The sequence below is a fragment of the Lentzea sp. NPDC102401 genome, assembly GCF_044765805.1.
Taxonomy (GTDB): Bacteria; Actinomycetota; Actinomycetes; order Mycobacteriales; family Pseudonocardiaceae; genus Lentzea; species Lentzea sokolovensis.
The window spans coordinates 768,093-783,584 of record NZ_JBIWKS010000001.1 but is presented as its reverse complement, the minus strand read 5'-3'; the positions used below and the strand labels follow the sequence as shown (position 1 = coordinate 783,584).

The following is a 15,492-nucleotide window of genomic DNA, read 5'->3' as shown; positions in this document are numbered from 1 at the left end:
CCGGGCCGCGTCGTCACGAACTCGCGGTGAACTCCGGTGCCATGACCCGGTCGAACCCGGCCCGCCGGGCGGGCCCGGTCATCGTGAGCTTCAGCGCCGTGTGGATGTTCGCGCTGGACGTGCCGACGTGCAGCTCGACGTCACCGGTGTCGACCTGGCGGTGACCCGCGCGGCCGGTGTACGAGGTCAGGTCCGCGTGCAGCCGTGCGGTGACCGTGCGGGTCTGGCCGGGAGCGAGATCGACCTTCACCGCGCCGATCAGCTGCCGGACGGGCCGCGCGACCTCCGCCACCGGGTCGTGCAGGTAGACCTGAACGACCTCGGTGGTCGGAACGTCCATGTCGTTGCGCACGACCACGTGCACGGTGCAGATGCCGTCGGTCGGCCACTCGCGTTCTTCGCAGCCCGCCGTCACCCAGGTGGCGGGGGCGTAGGAGAGGCCGTGGCCGAACGGGAACAGCGGGGTCGGGTCAACGTTGCTGATCTCGGTGAGCTTCCCGAGCGGGGCGCTGAGGTAGGTCGAGGGCTGGCTCGAGCCGGCGCCGGGGAAGCTGATCGGAAGCCTGCCGGACGGGTTGACGCGTCCACTGAGGACACCCGCGAGCGCGGGCCCGCCCTCCTGGCCGGGGTAGAAGCCGCAGACGACGGCGGCGAGCCGGTCGGCCTGCCGCGACAGGTCGTAGGGCCGGCCGGACAGCAGCACGAGCACCACCGGCATGCCGGTGCCGAGCACCGCCTCCAGCAGTTCCTCCTGCCGTCCTGGCAGCCTCAGGTCCGTGACGTCGCAGCCCTCGCCGGACGTGCCGTTGCCGAACAGCCCCGCCTTGTCACCCAGCACGACGACGCAGACGTCCGCCTGCCGCGCGGCCTCGACGGCCTCGGCGATCTCGTCGTCGGTTCCGCCGAGCACGGGACATCCGAGCGCGAACACCACCTCGTGGTCCGCGCGCAACGCCTCCACCACCGTGGTGACCTCGACGCCCATCTCCACGTCCGGATGGTGCACGCCGACGTGCATCGGGAACGAGTAGCAGCCCATCATCGCGCCGCGCTCGTCGGCCCGCGGTCCCACGACGGCCAGGCGCCTGCCCGCCAACGGCAGCACGCCGTCGTTCTGCAGCAACACGATCGAGCGTTCGGCCACCTCACGGGCGAGCGCGCGGGACTCCGGGTCGTCCAGGTCGAGATCCGCGCCGGGCGAGGGGGAGTAACCGGGGTCGAGCAGTCCCAGCTCCACCTTCTGCGTCAGCACGCGGGTCAGCGCCCTGTCGACGAGCGCCGCGTCCACCCGTTCGAAGTAGAGGCCCTCCAGCAGCGGTTCGCCGTAACAGTCCACAGTGGGCAGTTCGACGTCGATGCCCGCGGTCAGCGCCTGCGCGGCAGCGTCCTCACGACCGGCGGCGACCCCGTGCAGCTTGTGCAGGAACGCGACCGAGAAGTAGTCGGACACCACGGTTCCGGTGAAGCCGTACTCGCCGCGAAGCCGGTCCGTGAACAGCGTGACGTCCGCGGCGGCGGGAACGCCGTCGTTGTCGGCGTAGGAGTTCATGACCGACCTGACGCCGGTCCGCAGCGCCATCTCGAACGGGGGCAGTATCACGTCCGCGAACTCGCGCGGCCCGATCGACACCGGCGCGTGGTTGCGTCCCGCACGCGAGGCCGAGTAGCCGGCGAAGTGCTTGAGAGTGGCCACGATCCCGGCCGACTCCAGGCCCGCCACGTAGGCGGAACCGATGGTGCCCACCAGGTGCGGGTCCTCGCCGATGGTCTCCTCGATCCGGCCCCAGCGCAGGTCGCGCGCGACGTCCAGGACAGGGGCCAGGCCCTGGTGGATTCCGAGGCGGCGCATCGAGTCGCCGACCCTGGCGGCCATGCGCCGCACCAGGTCCGGTTCGAAGGTCGCGCCCCAGCACAGCGGTGACGGGTACACGGTCGCCTGCCACGCGGCCAGTCCGGTCAGGCACTCCTCGTGCGCCACCGCGGGAATCCCGAAGCGGCTCGCCTCGACGATCTGCCGTTGGGTGCGGGCGAGCGTGTGCGCGCCGACGTCCGGCGCGATCGGCCGGGTGCCGAAGACACGGGTGAGCTGGCCGATGCCGTGGCGGGTCAGTTCGGCGAAGTCCTGCGGCGCCACGGCGAACTCGTGCTGGTGCGGGGCCATCTCGCCGGCGGCGTCGATGCCGGCCCAGATCCCTTGCAACTGCGCGATCTTCTCCTGTGGCGTCATCCGTGCGACGAGGTCGCTCACACGGTCGGCCACGGGGGCGTGCGGATTCCGCCAGAGTTCGTCCGGCGTGGTGGCTTCTGTCGTCACGACAACCTCAGGGGGTCAGTGGGCGGGTCGACTGCCGGACGACCAGTTCGGTGCCCAGGGTGATGTGGGTGTCGCCGGGCTCGGTGCCGTTGATGAGCCGCACCAGCAACTCGACGGCGCGATGACCCATCTCGCGGATCGGCTGCTGCACCGTCGTGATCGGCGGCGTGCACAGCGCCGACTCGGGGATGTTGTCGAAGCCGACCACCGACAGGTCCTCCGGCACCCGCAGGCCCATCTCGCGGGCGGCCTCGATGGCCGCGATGGCGGTGGTGTCGTTGGCGGCGAAGATCGCGGTCGGCCGCTGGGGCCTGCTCAGCAGGGAACGCGTGGACGCGGCGGCCACGTCCGCGTCGTAGTCGCCGCGGCACACCAGGCTCTCGTCCACCTCGACGCCCGCGCTGGCGAGCGCGCCCCGGTAACCGGTTTCGCGCTGCTGCGCGGACTTCAGGTCCGCGCGGCCGGTGAGCAGCCCGATCCGGCGGTGGCCGAGCGCGAGCAGGTGCTCGGTCGCGAGCCGTCCGCCGTGCAGGTTGTCGGAGTCGACGGTGGGCAGCGCCGCGCGCCCGGTGTGCGGGTCGACGGCGACGACGGGTGTGCCGGGCAGGCCTTCGAGATCGACGGCCGGTGTGACCAGCACGGCACCGTCGACGAGGGTGCCGCTCAGCCGGGTGAGGTAGCGCTGTTCCCAGCCCTCCGGGTCACCGGTGCGACCGCCCGCCGAGTACACCACCAGCTCGAAGCCGGTGCCGCGGATGGCATCCGCCGCTCCCTTGAGCAGTTCGGTGCTGAACGGCTCGATGTCGGCGACCAGGATCCCGATGACGTTCGTGCGGTGGTTGCGCAGGCTCTGCGCGACCAGGCTCGCCTCGTACCCCAGGTCCTTGATCACGGCCGTGACCCGCGCGAACGTCTCCGCGGAGACGCCGTACCGCTGGTTGAGCACCTTGGACACGGTGGCTACCGAGACGCCGGCCTGAGCGGCGACGTCCTTGATCGTGACGCGAGAGCGTGGAGGCACGGGGGTCAGGCTAGCCGTGTAAAACGTTATCGACAACGATTGACACGGAGCCGATTTGGCGGGAGTCTCTGGCCCCAACACACGCAGTCCAACTCGGCCGACGTCGTCAGGAGTGGACCAGAAATGCGTTCCAGAAAGCCCCTTGCCCTCTTCGCCGCCGCGGCACTCGCGCTGGCAGGGTGCAGCGGTGGCGGCGGTGATGCCTCCACCGAAGGTCCCGTCACGCTCACCTGGTGGCACAACCGGACCACCGAGCCGATGAAGTCGAAGTGGCAGCAGATCGCCGACGACTTCCACAAGGCGCACCCGAACACCTCGTTCACGATCGAACCGCTGCAGAACGAGCAGTTCCAGACCAAGGTGCCGCTCGCCCTGCAGGGCAACACGCCGCCGGACCTCTTCCAGCAGTGGGGCGGCGGAGCGCTCGCCGACCAGCTGAAGTCCGGCAAGATCGCCGACATCACGCAGGCCTCGTCGGGCTGGATCGGCCCGCTGGCCAAGAACGCCGACGGCTGGAAGGTCGGCGGCAAGCAGTACGGCGCGCCGTACCTGATGCACGCGGTCGGGTTCTGGTACCGCAAGGACATCTTCGCCACCGCGGGAGTCACCTCGACACCGACCACCGTGGACGAGCTGAACGCGGCGGTCACGAAGCTGAAGGCCGCCGGCGTCGTGCCGATCGCACTAGGCGGCAAGGACCGCTGGCCCGACGCGTTCTACTGGGCCTACTTCGCGGTGCGCCAGTGCTCGGTCGACACGCTGAAGAAGGCGGTCGAGAAGACCGAGCTCACCGACCCGTGCTTCCTCAAGGCGGGCGAGAACCTCAAGAGCTTCCTGGACACGAAACCGTTCCAGGACGGGTTCGTCGGGACGCCCGCTCAGCAGGGGGCGGGCAGCTCGGCGGGCCTGGTGGCCAACGGCAAGGCGGCCATGGAGCTGCAGGGCGACTGGAACCCCGACGTGATGCAGGCGCTCACCGAGGACAAGGAGCTCGGCTCGAAGATCGGCTGGTTCCCGTTCCCGAGCGTGCCTGGCGGCAACGGAGACCCGAGCGTGCTGCTCGGTGGCGGTGACGGGTTCTCCTGCACCACCCGCGCGGCCAAGGCGTGCGCGGAGTTCCTCGGGCACCTCGTCGGCGACGACGTGCAGAAGATCCTCGCCGAGACCAACTCCGGTCTGCCGGTGACCCCTGCCGGGGTGGCCGCGCTGAAGAGCGAGCCGCACAAGGCGATCGCCGAGGTCATGACCAAGGCGTCGCACGTCCAGTTGTACTTCGACACCGCGTTCCCGACCAAGGTCGGTCAGGCCCTCAACGACACCATCGCGAACTTCTTCGCGGGTCAGGGCGGACCCGACACCATCGTGAAATCGGTGAGCGAAGCAGCAGCCGGGAACAAATGATGAGTGCCGCGATCACCACGCGGCCGCCGACCGCCCCCGTGCCGCACGCGCCAGCGGCCGGGGGCACCCGGCGGCGGTCCCGACTTCGCCCCCGCCTCGAACTCGCGTTCCTGCTGACCCCGGCACTGGTGTTGTTCGTCGGGTTCGTGCTGATCCCGATCGGCGTCGCCGGGTACTACAGCCTCTACTCGTGGAACGGCTTCGGCCCGCTCACGGACTTCGTGGGGCTGGACAACTACGTCGACGCCCTCTCCGGTGACGTCTTCCAGGGCGCCATCGGGCACAACCTGATCATCGCCACGCTGTCCGTCGTCGTGCAGCTGCCGTTGAGCATCGGACTCGCGTTGCTGCTCAACCGGAAGCTGCGCGGCCGGACGTTCCTGCGGATGGTGGTCTTCGCGCCGTACGTGCTGTCCGAGGCGGTGACCGCGGTGATCTGGCTGCTCATGTTGCAGCCGGGTGGGTTCATCGACGAGATCCTGCGCGGCGTGGGCCTGGGCGGTCTCGTGCAGCTCTGGCTCGCCGACCAGTCGCTCGTGCTCTACACGCTCTTCGTGGTGATCACGTGGAAGTACATCGGGTTCGGCGTGATCCTGCTGCTGGCCGGGCTGCAGGGCGTTCCGCCAGAGCTGCGGGAGGCCGCCGCGCTCGACGGCGCCAGTGCCTGGCAGACCACCCGGCACGTCGTGCTCCCGTTGCTGGGGCCGACGATCAGGATCTGGGTGTTCCTGTCGGTGATCGGGTCGCTGCAGCTCTTCGACCTGGTCTGGATCATGACCTTGGGTGGGCCCGCCAACGCGTCCTCCACCATGGCGACCTACCTGGTCGACCACGGCTTCAAGCGGTACGAGTTCGGCTTCGGCAGCGCGGTCGCGGTGATCCTCTTCATCATCTGCTTCCTGTTCGCGTTGCTGTACCAGCGATTCGCTTTGCGCCGTGACACAGCCGGTGCGTTGACGGGAGCACGCTGACATGGCACGTCGCAACACCGTCGGCTACCTCGCCGCGTTCGCCGTCATCGGCATGACGGTGGTGCCCCTGCTGTTCGTGGTGCTCGGAGGGTTCCGCACCACGGCGCAGATCAACTCGGCGCCGGCCGGCCTGCCTAGCCCGTTCGTCTGGGACAACTACGTCGAGGTCGCGACCTCACCGCAGTTCTGGCGCCTGCTCGGCAACAGCGCGCTGATCGCGGTGATCGCGACGACCCTGGCCGTGGTGCTCGGGTCGATGGCGGCGTTCGCGTTGTCCCGCTACGCCTTCAAGGGCCGCGAGGCGTTCTACACGTTGTTCACGCTGGGTCTGCTGTTCCCCCTCGGCGTGGCGACGTTGCCGTTGTACCTGTGGCTGCGCGAGCTGAACCTGCTGGAGAACCCGCTCGGCGTCGCGATCCCGGAGGCGGCGTTCTCGCTGCCGGTGACGATCGTGATCCTGCGGCCGTTCATGCACGCGATCCCCGGTGAGCTGGAGGACGCCGCGTTGCTCGACGGCGCGGCCAAGCTCGGCTTCTTCTGGCGGATCCTGCTGCCCCTGTCGCGGCCGGCGCTGATCACGGTGTCCGTGCTCGCGTTCGTCACCAGCTGGAACTTCTACCTGCTGCCGTTGCTGGTGTTCAACGACTCCACCAACTTCACGCTTCCGCTCGGAGTGGCGATGTTCCAGTCCGAGCACACCCAGGACACCGCGAAAGTCCTCGCCTTCACCGCGTTGTCCATGATCCCCGCGCTCACGTTCTTCGTGCTCGCCGAACGCCGCATGGTCGGGGGACTCACCGGTTCAGTGAAGGGCTGACTCACAAGGGAGTGATTCATGCGAACCCGATTAGCGGCCGGCATCGCCGTTCTGGTGGTGCTGTCGCAGACGGTTCCTGCTTCAGCAGCAGGGCCGTTGAAGAGCGTCACGAACAGGTACGTGGGCAGTGCGGTGGCCGTCCAGCACCTGAACGCCGAAGCGGACTACAAGAAAGTTCTGACGCGGGAGTTCGACAGCGTCACGCCCGAGAACGAGATGAAGTGGGGCGTCGTCGAAGCCGTGCGCGGCCAGCACGACTGGTCCGGAGCGGACGCGATCGTCGCCTACGCCAAGAAGACCGGCAAGTCCGTGCGCGGGCACACGCTGGTCTGGCACAGCCAGCTGCCCGACTGGGTGAGCGGGCTGGACGCGGCGGAGCTGCGCGGTGTGGTCAAGGACCACATCAGGACCGAGGCAGGCCGGTACCGCGGCAAGATCCGTGCGTGGGACGTCGTCAACGAGGCGTTCAACGAGGACGGCACGCGCAGGCAGACGGTGTTCCAGGAGAAGCTCGGTGACCGCTACATCGCCGACGCGCTGCGCTGGGCTCACGCGGCTGACCCGAAGGCCAAGCTCTACATCAACGACTACAACATCGAGGGACTCAATCCCAAGAGCGACGCGACCTACGAACTGGTGAAGTCGTTGAAACGGCAGGGCGTGCCGATCCACGGCGTCGGCATCCAGGGACACCTCTCGCTGATGTACGGCTTCCCGTCGGGCATGAAGGAGAACATCGCCCGCTTCGCCGCGCTCGGGCTGGACGTCGCGATCACCGAGGCCGACGTGCGGATCCCGTTGCCCGTCACGCCCGAGAAGCTGGACGCGCAGGCGAGCTACTTCGGTCAGGTCTGGGACGCCTGCCACGCGGTGCGGCGGTGCGTCGAGTTCACCACCTGGGGCTTCACCGACCGGCACTCGTGGGTGCCCGACGTGTTCCCCGGCGAGGGCGCGGCCTGCCTGTTCGACGAGAACCTGAGGCCGAAGCCCGCCTACACCCGGCTCAACCCCTAGCGGGAGTGTCCACTTGACACAGTTCGAGAACCCGATCCTGCCCGGCTCGCACCCCGATCCGTCGGTGTGCCGGGCGGGATCGGACCACTACCTCGTCACCTCCACCTTCGAGTACTTCCCCGGCCTGCCGATCTACCACAGCAGGGACCTGGTGCACTGGCGGCTGCTCGGGCACGTCCTGGACAGACCGTCCCAGCTGCCGCTGCAGGGCGTCCGGGCCTCCGGTGGCCTGTACGCGCCGACGATCCGGCACCACGAAGGCGTGTTCTACGTGGTGTGCACGCTGGTCGACGGCGCGGCGAAGAGCGGCAACTTCGTCGTCACCGCCAGCGATCCGGCCGGTGAGTGGTCAGAACCGCGGTGGCTGCCGGAGGCGGACGGGTTCGACCCGTCGCTCTTCTTCGACGACACCGGCCGCGCGTGGTGGACGGCGACGCGCGAGGTGCCCGGTGGCCGGTCTGGTCAGACCGAGGTCTGGTTGCGCGAGTTCGACCCGGTCGCGTTCGAGCTCGTCGGCGAGGAACACGTGCTGTGGAGCGGCTCGCTGCGCGACTCCGTGTGGCTCGAAGCACCTCATCTGTACAAAGTGGACGGGAAGTACGTGCTGCTGTGCGCGGAGGGCGGCACCGACTTCGAGCACTCGGTGGTCGTGGCGACGGCGGACGACGTCACCGGACCGTATCGGGGTTCACCGCTCAACCCGCTGCTGACCCACCGCCACCTCGGCCGGGACCACCCGATCGCGGCCGTCGGGCACGCGGACCTGGTGTGCACGCAGGAAGACCAGTGGTTCGCGGTGCTGCTCGCGACCCGGCCGTACGGCGGCTACTACTACAACCTCGGCCGCGAAACGTTCCTCGTGCCGGTGTCCTGGGAGGCGGGCGGCCCGGTGTTCAGTCCGGGCATCGGTCGTGTCGAGGCCCGGTACGACGTTCCCGCGCTGCCCGCACACCCGTGGCCCGAGGCCGGGCCGACCGACGACTTCGACGAGCCTGTGCTCGATCCCGCCTGGATGTTCCTGCGCACGCCGGACGAGGCGTTCTGGTCGCTGACCGAGCGGCCCGGCCACCTCCGGCTGCGCGTGCGCCCGGAGTCGATCACCGAGCTGGTCACCCCGAGTCTCGTCCTGCGTCGCCAGCAGCACCAGGACTTCCACGCGTCCTGCGCACTGGAGTTCACGCCGGCACATCCGGACGACGCCGCGGGACTGGTGCTGCTGCAGAACAACGACCACCACGTCCGGCTCCTGCTCGGCGCCGGCCGCGAGGTCACCCTCGTGCGCCGCGCGGGCGGACGCGACGAACTGCTGGCCACGACGCGACTGCCCGGCGGGGTGGTGCGGCTGGGCTTCGAGGCGACCGGGCAGGAGTACCGGGCACTGGTCGCCGGTGCGGCGCAGGAGTGGCGGCCGCTCGGCGAGCCCTTCGACGGACGGGTGCTCAGCACCCAGGCGGCGGGCGGGTTCACAGGAGTCCACATCGGACTGCTCGCGACCGGAGCCGGCGGGGACTGGGCCGACTTCGACAGCTTCACCTACCGGAGCCTGGACGGCTGACCGGTCACCGGCGGGCCGCGACAGCCTGTTGCAACAGCGCCAACGCCTTCTTGGCCACGACGTTGAACATGCCCATAGTGGTGTCGCGCTCGCCGAGCACCACCAGCAGCGTGTCGGCGTCGATCCCGAACACGCCGACCTGCCCGGACTCGCCCTCGAAGAACACCGCCCGCGGGCTTCCGACCCCGGCCCGCGAGGTGAACTGGGTCGCGAGCCCCGCCGCCGCCGAGGCCATCGCGGCGACGCCGTCGTCCTCGATGCCGCGCGTGACTCCGCACAACACCAGGCCGTCCCGTGTCGCGATCAGCACGCCGTTGATCGCCACGGAGTCGATGCTGCCGTGAACCTCCTCCAGCGCCTCGGTCATCAGCTTCGCGACGGCACTCGCCGGTACCTGTCGTTCCGGTGCGGGAGGTGCCTCCGACAACGGTCCGCGCCGGCGCAGGGGCAGTCCGCCGGGCGTCTGCGTCGACTGGGTGTGCATCTCGTTCACACCGTGAGGTCGGCTTCGATGGACTTGAGGCTGTGCCTGGCCATCGCGAGGTTGGCGCGCTCCCGGTCCAGCACGAGGTAGAGGAACAGCTTCGAGTCGCTCCGCTTGCCCGTCGTGAGCAGCCGGATCAGGTGGTACTGGCGGTGCAGGGTGATGAGGATGTCCTCGATCTCGTCGTTCAGCTTGAGCGCGGAGATCACCCGCTGCTTGGCGCGCACGACCTCGGTGTTGCCGGCCGCAGCCACCTCCAGGTTCAGCCAGTCGCCACCACCGATCGAGCCCAGTGACATGCCGCTGTCGTAGTCGACGAGCGCGGCTCCCACGGCGCCGGTGATCGTCATTGCTTCCTTGAGCGCTGTGTCGATGTTCATGCGACTGCATCTCCTCGTACGCGACCGGTCACGCGCGGCGACGATCTGCCGGAACTTCATCGAAATTCGCTGGCAGACCCCGTGATCGAATCACCCTACGTCGCCACGGCGGGGCGCGGGACAGGCCCGTTCGGAGCAACGTGCGAAGTGCACAGTCCGTTCAGGACCGAACGGAAACGGCTCCGCGAAGACGTTGTTCGACGACCGTTCGACTCGAACGGAGTCGAAATGATCGTTTTCCGCCGCCGGCACGTACCCCGTGACATGAGCCTCTACAAAGGACGTTCTCTCGCGGTGAAGCTCACCGCCGGTCTGCTCGGCCTGACCGCCCTGGGCGCGCTCGCGGTCGCCGCCTCGACCGGTGGCGAGGTGTCGGCCCTGGCCGACGGCGCCGACAAGTCCCAGTTCACCGACATCACGAAGGTGAAACCGAACGTCCAGAGACCCAGACCGGGGAAGGGGGCGACGACCGGCACGTTCACCGTGGACTGCGGCCGCAACGAGAACGGGCACTTCAACCCGGACAACTTCATCGCGCAGCCGGGTGTCCGCAACGGCGCCCAGCACCTGCACGACTACGTCGGCAACCTGTCGACCGACGCCGACTCGACCGACGGCTCGCTGGAACGGGCGGGCACCACCTGCCGCAACGGCGACAGGTCGGCCTACTTCTGGCCGGTGGTGCGGATCAACGACGGCGACGAGGACGAGGCGAAGACGGTGAGCTGCCCCGACGTCGCCAGCAAGCTGCCCAAGGTCCCCGACCAGGCGAAGGCCGAGGTCGACCGGAACCTGGCGCTGCTCAAGACGCAGATCGCCGAGGCGAACACGCGCCTGGCCAAGAACGAGAACCCCCGCGACCCCAACTTCAACCAGAACGCGATCGTGGGGCCGTTGAAGGACAAGCGGGTCGCCACCATCGACCGCATGGCCATCGCGATCGGCCGCAACGCGGAGCGTCCGCAGGGGCTTGAGAAGCTGGCGCCGTGCAAGCTCGAGGGCGGCGACGGCGGCGGCGAGAACGAACTGCCCGGCAACGAGGGCGACATCCAGCGCCCGGAGACCGTGGACCTGACCTTCCAGGGTTCCCCGGCCGGCAAGGTCGTGGCGATGCCCAAGTTCCTGCGCGTCCTGTACGGCGACGCCAAGGTCACGGCCAACGGCACCAAGAACGCCCGCGACTCGTGGACCTGCACCGGCTTCGAGGACAAGGTGCTGATCAACAAGTACCCGGTCTGCCCCAAGGGCTCCAAGGTCAAGCGGATCCACGACTTCCCGAGCTGCTGGGACGGCAAGAACACCGACTCGAAGAACCACCGCGACCACATCGCCTTCCCCGACCCCGGCACCGGCAAGTGCAAGGACGGCTTCAAGGCCGTTCCCCAGCTGCGGATCTCCTTGACCTACAACATCCCGCTGGACGTCCAGAAGCAGGGACGGTACGCGGTCGACTCGTTCCCGGAGGAGAAGCACAACCCCTTCTCCGACCACGACGACTTCGCCAACGTCATGTCCCAGCAGATCATGAACAGGCTCGTCGACTGCGTGAACACCGGGAAGAAGTGCCGGGAGTGACGGGAAAGGCGGTGGCCGACTGGCCACCGCCTCCGAGGTTCTAGAGCCGCTGGAGCCCGAACCGCTGGTTGAGCCCGTTTCCCGCGGTCCACTGCGAGATGCGGGCACCGTCGGCGGTCGAGGCCTCCCACACGTCCATGGCGAGCCCGCTCTGCCGGTTCACCAGGCTGATCACGCCGAGGCCCTGGTCCACCACCTGCCACTGCTGGGCGGCCGAGTTGGAGTCGGGCTGCTGCGTGATGTCGGCGCCGGTGCTGGAGCTCGCGACCTGGAGCACCAGGCCGCTGTGCCGGGCCCGGACGCGGTAGTAGCCGCTGCCGGAGTCGAGGAAGTCGAACACCTGGTTCAGCCCGCCCGTGGCCGTCCACTGGATGGCGGCGGCACCGGCGGACGCGGACCCGCCGGTGATGTCGACCAGTTTGGAACTGTGCTGGGCGACGAGCCGGTAGTCCACTCCGGTCTGCACCGGACCGGTGCCGCCGCCCGCGGTGCCGACCGGCTTGCGGGACAACGCCTGTGCCTCCGCGAGGTTCGGCAGCGGCCGCAACCTGTAGGTGTAGCTGTAGTCCCGGTTGGGGAAGAGCTTGTAGGTGTCGAGGGGCTGGGCGCCCCAGCTGTCGTTGCCGCCGATGCCGGTCTGCCGCAGGTTCAGCCGCAGCACCACGTCCTGGCGCCGGGTGAGCTGGTAGTCGTGCCGGACGCCCTTCGAAAGGTCCTCCGGCGTGAAGTAGGAGGCGTTCACCTCCAGCAGCGGTTCGCCGTACGCGAGCAGGCCGCGGCCGCCGCCGTTGACGAGGGCGATCCACCGGACGTCGGTCTTGTTGCCGTTCTCCTGCGGCCGGATGTAGCCGGTCCACTGCTCGGCGACGGTCGAGGAGTACACGCCGACGTCGGAGCCCGTCCTGCGGTCCCAGTGGTTCTCGTGCGGACCTCTGCCGAGGAAGCGGATCCGGGAGAGCTCGCCCGGCAGGAACAGCATCGTGCCCACCTCCGGGATGTACGGCAGGCTCGACGATCCGGGGTGCAGCGTGTTGTCGACCTTGATCTCGCCGTTGCCGTAGATCGTGTACGTCGTCGAGTAGGTCGACACCGCGGTGGTGGGCAGGGTGCCGCTGACGGTGATCCGCGCCGCCCGGTCGGACGGCCGGTCGAGCGTCACGCGCGAGACCGTCCGGTTGGCGCCGGCGCCCCGCCACGTGCCGTTGCGGTTCGGATGCCCGTTGCCGTTGTCGTTGTCGGTCGGTGCCCGCCAGAAGTTGGGCTGGGGACCGGAGTTCAGCAGCCGCATGCCCATCGCGTCGTAGGAGGTGATCAGGCCCGTCGCCTTCGCGATGACCACGCTGAAGTCCTGACCGGAGACGGTGATGCGGTCGCCGGTCTCGGTCGCCGTCACCACCGGCACCGACGTGACGGGCGTCGGCACGACCGGAGGGCTGCCGAGGTCGATCGGCAACTGCTGTTTGGCCACCTCGAAACCCGCCTCCGCCCACGGCGTCGCGGTCCGCAGCCGGAAGGACAGCTGGAGGAAGTGCTCCTCACCCGGTGCGGGATCGGCCGGGCGCTGGACGGGCAGCTGCACGGTCCTGTTCGACAACGGCGGGACGTCGAGCTGCGCCGCGGTGAGCTGTCCGCTTTGGACGACAACGCCGTCGGCGAGCAGGGACCAGGTGCCGGTGAACTCGTTGACGTTGGTGAACAGGTTCTCGTTGGTGATCCGGACGGTCCCGGCGGCACCGGCGTTCGCGACGTTGATCGCCTGGTAGACCTGTTTGACCTCCACGGCCTTGCCGCTGATCCGCCGGTCGGCCGTGACGATGCCGTTGGCGCAGAAGTTGCCGTCGTTCGGGTTGTCACCCCAGTCGCCGCCATAGGCCAGATACGTCGTGCCGGACTGGGACTTCCAGTTCAGGCCCTGGTCGACGAAGTCCCAGATCCAGCCACCCTGCAGGACCGGGTTGGCCCGGATGACGTCCCAGTACTCCTTGAAGTTGCCGGTGGAGTTGCCCATGCTGTGGGAGTACTCGATCATCACGTACGGCCGGGTGTCGTTCGTGTCCCTCGCCCGGTTCTGCACCCCTGCGGGGCTTTCGTACATGGCGGACCGGATGTCGCTCACCTGGGAGCGGTTGTCGCCCTCGTACTGGATGATCCTGGTCGGGTCGGCGGCGCGGATCCAGTCGCGCATCGCCACGAAGTTGCTGCCGCCACCCGCCTCGTTGCCGAGCGACCACATGATCACCGACGGGTGGTTCTTGTCCCGGTGCACCATCTGGGCCGCCCGGTCCAGCACGGCCGCGGTCCAGTCTCCCTTCGAGTCGGGGTAGTTGTCGCGGATCCCGTGCGTCTCCAGGTTGGCTTCGTCCACGACGTACAGGCCGTACTCGTCGGCGAGGTCGTACCACACGGAGTTGTTCGGATAATGGGACGTGCGCACCGAGTTGATGTTGAGCTGCTTCATCACCGTGATGTCGCGGACCATGTCCTCGCGGGTGAGCGCCGCGCCGTGGACGGGATCGATCTCATGCCGGTTGGTGCCGCGCAACGACACCGGCTGACCGTTGATCCGCATCAGGCCGTTCTTGATCGCGAACTCGCGGAAGCCGACCCGTGCCGACACGGTCTGGGTCACCACGCCCGACGGGTCGCGCAACGTGAGCACGGCGGTGTAGAGGTTGGGATGCTCGGCCGACCAGAGTGCCGGTCCCTGCACCGCCTTGGAGCCGCGCGCGGTGGTTTCCTGGCCTGACGAGGGCGAGTTCACCGGCGTCCGCAACGGTTCCGGCCACACCGGCTGCCGGTTGTGGTCGTACAGCTGGGTTTCCACCGTGAACGTGCCCGGTTGCTGGCCACCGTTGTTGCGGACGATCACCGCCACCGCGAGGTCCGCGTTGGTGTAGTTGTCCCGCAGCGGCGTGGTGATCGTGAAGTCGCGCAGGTGCGCGGAAGGCAGGGAGTAGAGGTAGACCGGCCGGAAGATCCCGGACAGCCGGATCATGTCCTGATCCTCCATCCAGTCCCCGTCCGGGAACCGGTAGACCTCGACCGCGATCAGGTTCGAGCCCGCGCGGACGTTGTCGGTGATGTCGAACTCCGAAGGCGTGTAGGAACCTTCGCGATATCCGACCTTCGTGCCGTTGACCCACAGGTAGAAGCCGGACTTGACGCCCTCGAAGTGGATGTGCAGCCGCCGCCCCTGCCATGCGGGTGGGAGGGTGAAGGTCGTGCGGTACTGGCCGACCGGGTTGACCCTCGTCGGTGCGAACGGCGGTTGCGCGTTCTCGTTCTGGCCGTTGGCACCCCACCACGGGTAGGTGACGTTGAGGTAGATCGGATTGTCGTAGCCGTGCAGCTGCCAGTTCGCCGGCACCGGGATGCCGGCCCAACTGCCGTCGTTGTAGTCGGTGCGCCAGAAGTTCAGGTCGCGGTCCGCCGGTTTGGTGACGTGCTTGAACTTCCAGGTGCCGGCCAGGTCCAGTCTGAACGGCGAGTTCGTGCGGTCGAGCGCGAGCGCCTGCTGCAAATCGGCGTAGGGCATCAACGTGGTGTGCGCCGGTTGGGCGTTGACCGCGAAGATCCCCATGTTGTTGTTCCACTCGGGGAAACCGTTGGGCGGATCGGGCCACGCCGCCGCGGCGAGCGCAGGCGAGGCAGCCGCCGCCGTCCTGGTCAGGCCCGGCACGGCGAACGCCGCGAGTCCTCCGCCGAGCAGCGTGCGCCGGCGGATCCTGCGCCGGTGCGGCGGCAGACTCTCGTCAGGGGTGGGGGACAAGGTGCTCTCCTAGCCGGTCAGGGCGGTGGCGAGCGATCTGACGCGCCGCCGCGGGGGGTGGTCTGCCGAACATCGCGACCCTCGTTCCCCCTGGAGGGAAAGGGTTGTTCGAGCTCACGGCACGGCTCGCGCCGGCCGAGTCCCGGTGCCGGCGGCGGTGCGGCGATCCGAGAAAAGTCCTCAGTGGATGG

11 protein-coding genes are annotated in these 15,492 nt (G+C 68.7%); 6 read left to right on the top strand and 5 right to left on the bottom strand.

What is annotated here, in order from left to right; all coding sequences use genetic code 11:
• Positions 1 to 13: 13 nt before the first annotated feature.
• Together ACIRG5_RS03470 and ACIRG5_RS03465 are read right to left on the bottom strand one after the other, a co-directional pair.
• The gene (locus ACIRG5_RS03470; protein WP_402899480.1) at positions 14 to 2,314 is read right to left on the bottom strand and encodes a glycoside hydrolase family 3 N-terminal domain-containing protein; all 2,301 of its coding nucleotides are present in this window, start codon (positions 2,312 to 2,314) and stop codon (positions 14 to 16) included.
• Between the two features lie 7 nt (positions 2,315 to 2,321).
• Positions 2,322 to 3,335 (bottom strand): LacI family DNA-binding transcriptional regulator, encoded by a 1,014-nt coding sequence (locus tag ACIRG5_RS03465; RefSeq protein ID WP_402899478.1) that lies wholly within the window; start codon positions 3,333 to 3,335, stop codon positions 2,322 to 2,324.
• Between the two features lie 123 nt (positions 3,336 to 3,458).
• On the opposite strand from ACIRG5_RS03465, the gene ACIRG5_RS03460 reads away from it, so the two are divergent.
• From ACIRG5_RS03460 to ACIRG5_RS03440, 5 genes are read left to right on the top strand one after another with little or no spacing between them, the layout of a single operon-like run.
• Positions 3,459 to 4,736, top strand: a complete 1,278-nt coding sequence (locus ACIRG5_RS03460) for an extracellular solute-binding protein (protein ID WP_402899475.1) — start codon at positions 3,459 to 3,461, stop codon at positions 4,734 to 4,736.
• Positions 4,736 to 5,707 carry a carbohydrate ABC transporter permease gene (locus tag ACIRG5_RS03455; RefSeq protein WP_402899472.1) on the top strand — a complete coding sequence of 324 codons (972 nt, stop codon included), beginning with the start codon at positions 4,736 to 4,738 and terminating at the stop codon, positions 5,705 to 5,707. The genes ACIRG5_RS03460 and ACIRG5_RS03455 overlap by 1 nt, the downstream gene beginning before the upstream one ends.
• Before the next feature lies 1 nt (position 5,708).
• The gene (locus tag ACIRG5_RS03450) at positions 5,709 to 6,524 is read left to right on the top strand and encodes a carbohydrate ABC transporter permease (protein WP_402899469.1); all 816 of its coding nucleotides are present in this window, start codon (positions 5,709 to 5,711) and stop codon (positions 6,522 to 6,524) included.
• 18 nt (positions 6,525 to 6,542) lie between these two features.
• Positions 6,543 to 7,538, top strand: coding sequence for an endo-1,4-beta-xylanase (locus ACIRG5_RS03445; protein WP_402899466.1), 996 nt, complete (start codon positions 6,543 to 6,545; stop codon positions 7,536 to 7,538).
• A gap of 13 nt (positions 7,539 to 7,551) precedes the next feature.
• Positions 7,552 to 9,093, top strand: a complete 1,542-nt coding sequence (locus tag ACIRG5_RS03440; protein ID WP_402899463.1) for a glycoside hydrolase family 43 protein — start codon at positions 7,552 to 7,554, stop codon at positions 9,091 to 9,093.
• Between the two features lie 4 nt (positions 9,094 to 9,097).
• Here ACIRG5_RS03440 and ACIRG5_RS03435 read toward each other — a convergent pair whose 3' ends face one another.
• Together ACIRG5_RS03435 and ACIRG5_RS03430 are read right to left on the bottom strand one after the other, a co-directional pair.
• The gene (locus ACIRG5_RS03435) at positions 9,098 to 9,577 is read right to left on the bottom strand and encodes a roadblock/LC7 domain-containing protein (RefSeq protein ID WP_402899460.1); all 480 of its coding nucleotides are present in this window, start codon (positions 9,575 to 9,577) and stop codon (positions 9,098 to 9,100) included.
• Between the two features lie 5 nt (positions 9,578 to 9,582).
• Positions 9,583 to 9,957: a hypothetical protein gene (locus tag ACIRG5_RS03430; protein ID WP_402899457.1), complete on the bottom strand. Its 375-nt coding sequence runs from the start codon at positions 9,955 to 9,957 to the stop codon at positions 9,583 to 9,585.
• 264 nt (positions 9,958 to 10,221) lie between these two features.
• Here ACIRG5_RS03430 and ACIRG5_RS03425 point away from each other — a divergent pair, with 264 nt between their 5' ends.
• Positions 10,222 to 11,532: a DUF1996 domain-containing protein gene (locus ACIRG5_RS03425; protein WP_402900887.1), complete on the top strand. Its 1,311-nt coding sequence runs from the start codon at positions 10,222 to 10,224 to the stop codon at positions 11,530 to 11,532.
• Between the two features lie 40 nt (positions 11,533 to 11,572).
• On the opposite strand, the gene ACIRG5_RS03420 is transcribed toward ACIRG5_RS03425, so the two are convergent.
• Positions 11,573 to 15,301 (bottom strand): glycoside hydrolase family 2 TIM barrel-domain containing protein, encoded by a 3,729-nt coding sequence (locus tag ACIRG5_RS03420; protein WP_402899454.1) that lies wholly within the window; start codon positions 15,299 to 15,301, stop codon positions 11,573 to 11,575.
• Between the last annotated feature and the right edge of the window lie 191 nt (positions 15,302 to 15,492).

Coding starts and splice junctions, on each gene's coding strand:
- ACIRG5_RS03435 (WP_402899460.1), bottom strand. CDS start 9,577: ATGCACACCCAGTCGACGCAGACGCCCGGCGGACTGCCCCTGCGCCGG.
- ACIRG5_RS03455 (WP_402899472.1), top strand. CDS start 4,736: ATGAGTGCCGCGATCACCACGCGGCCGCCGACCGCCCCCGTGCCGCAC.
- ACIRG5_RS03425 (WP_402900887.1), top strand. CDS start 10,222: ATGAGCCTCTACAAAGGACGTTCTCTCGCGGTGAAGCTCACCGCCGGT.
- ACIRG5_RS03450 (WP_402899469.1), top strand. CDS start 5,709: ATGGCACGTCGCAACACCGTCGGCTACCTCGCCGCGTTCGCCGTCATC.
- ACIRG5_RS03430 (WP_402899457.1), bottom strand. CDS start 9,957: ATGAACATCGACACAGCGCTCAAGGAAGCAATGACGATCACCGGCGCC.
- ACIRG5_RS03445 (WP_402899466.1), top strand. CDS start 6,543: ATGCGAACCCGATTAGCGGCCGGCATCGCCGTTCTGGTGGTGCTGTCG.
- ACIRG5_RS03460 (WP_402899475.1), top strand. CDS start 3,459: ATGCGTTCCAGAAAGCCCCTTGCCCTCTTCGCCGCCGCGGCACTCGCG.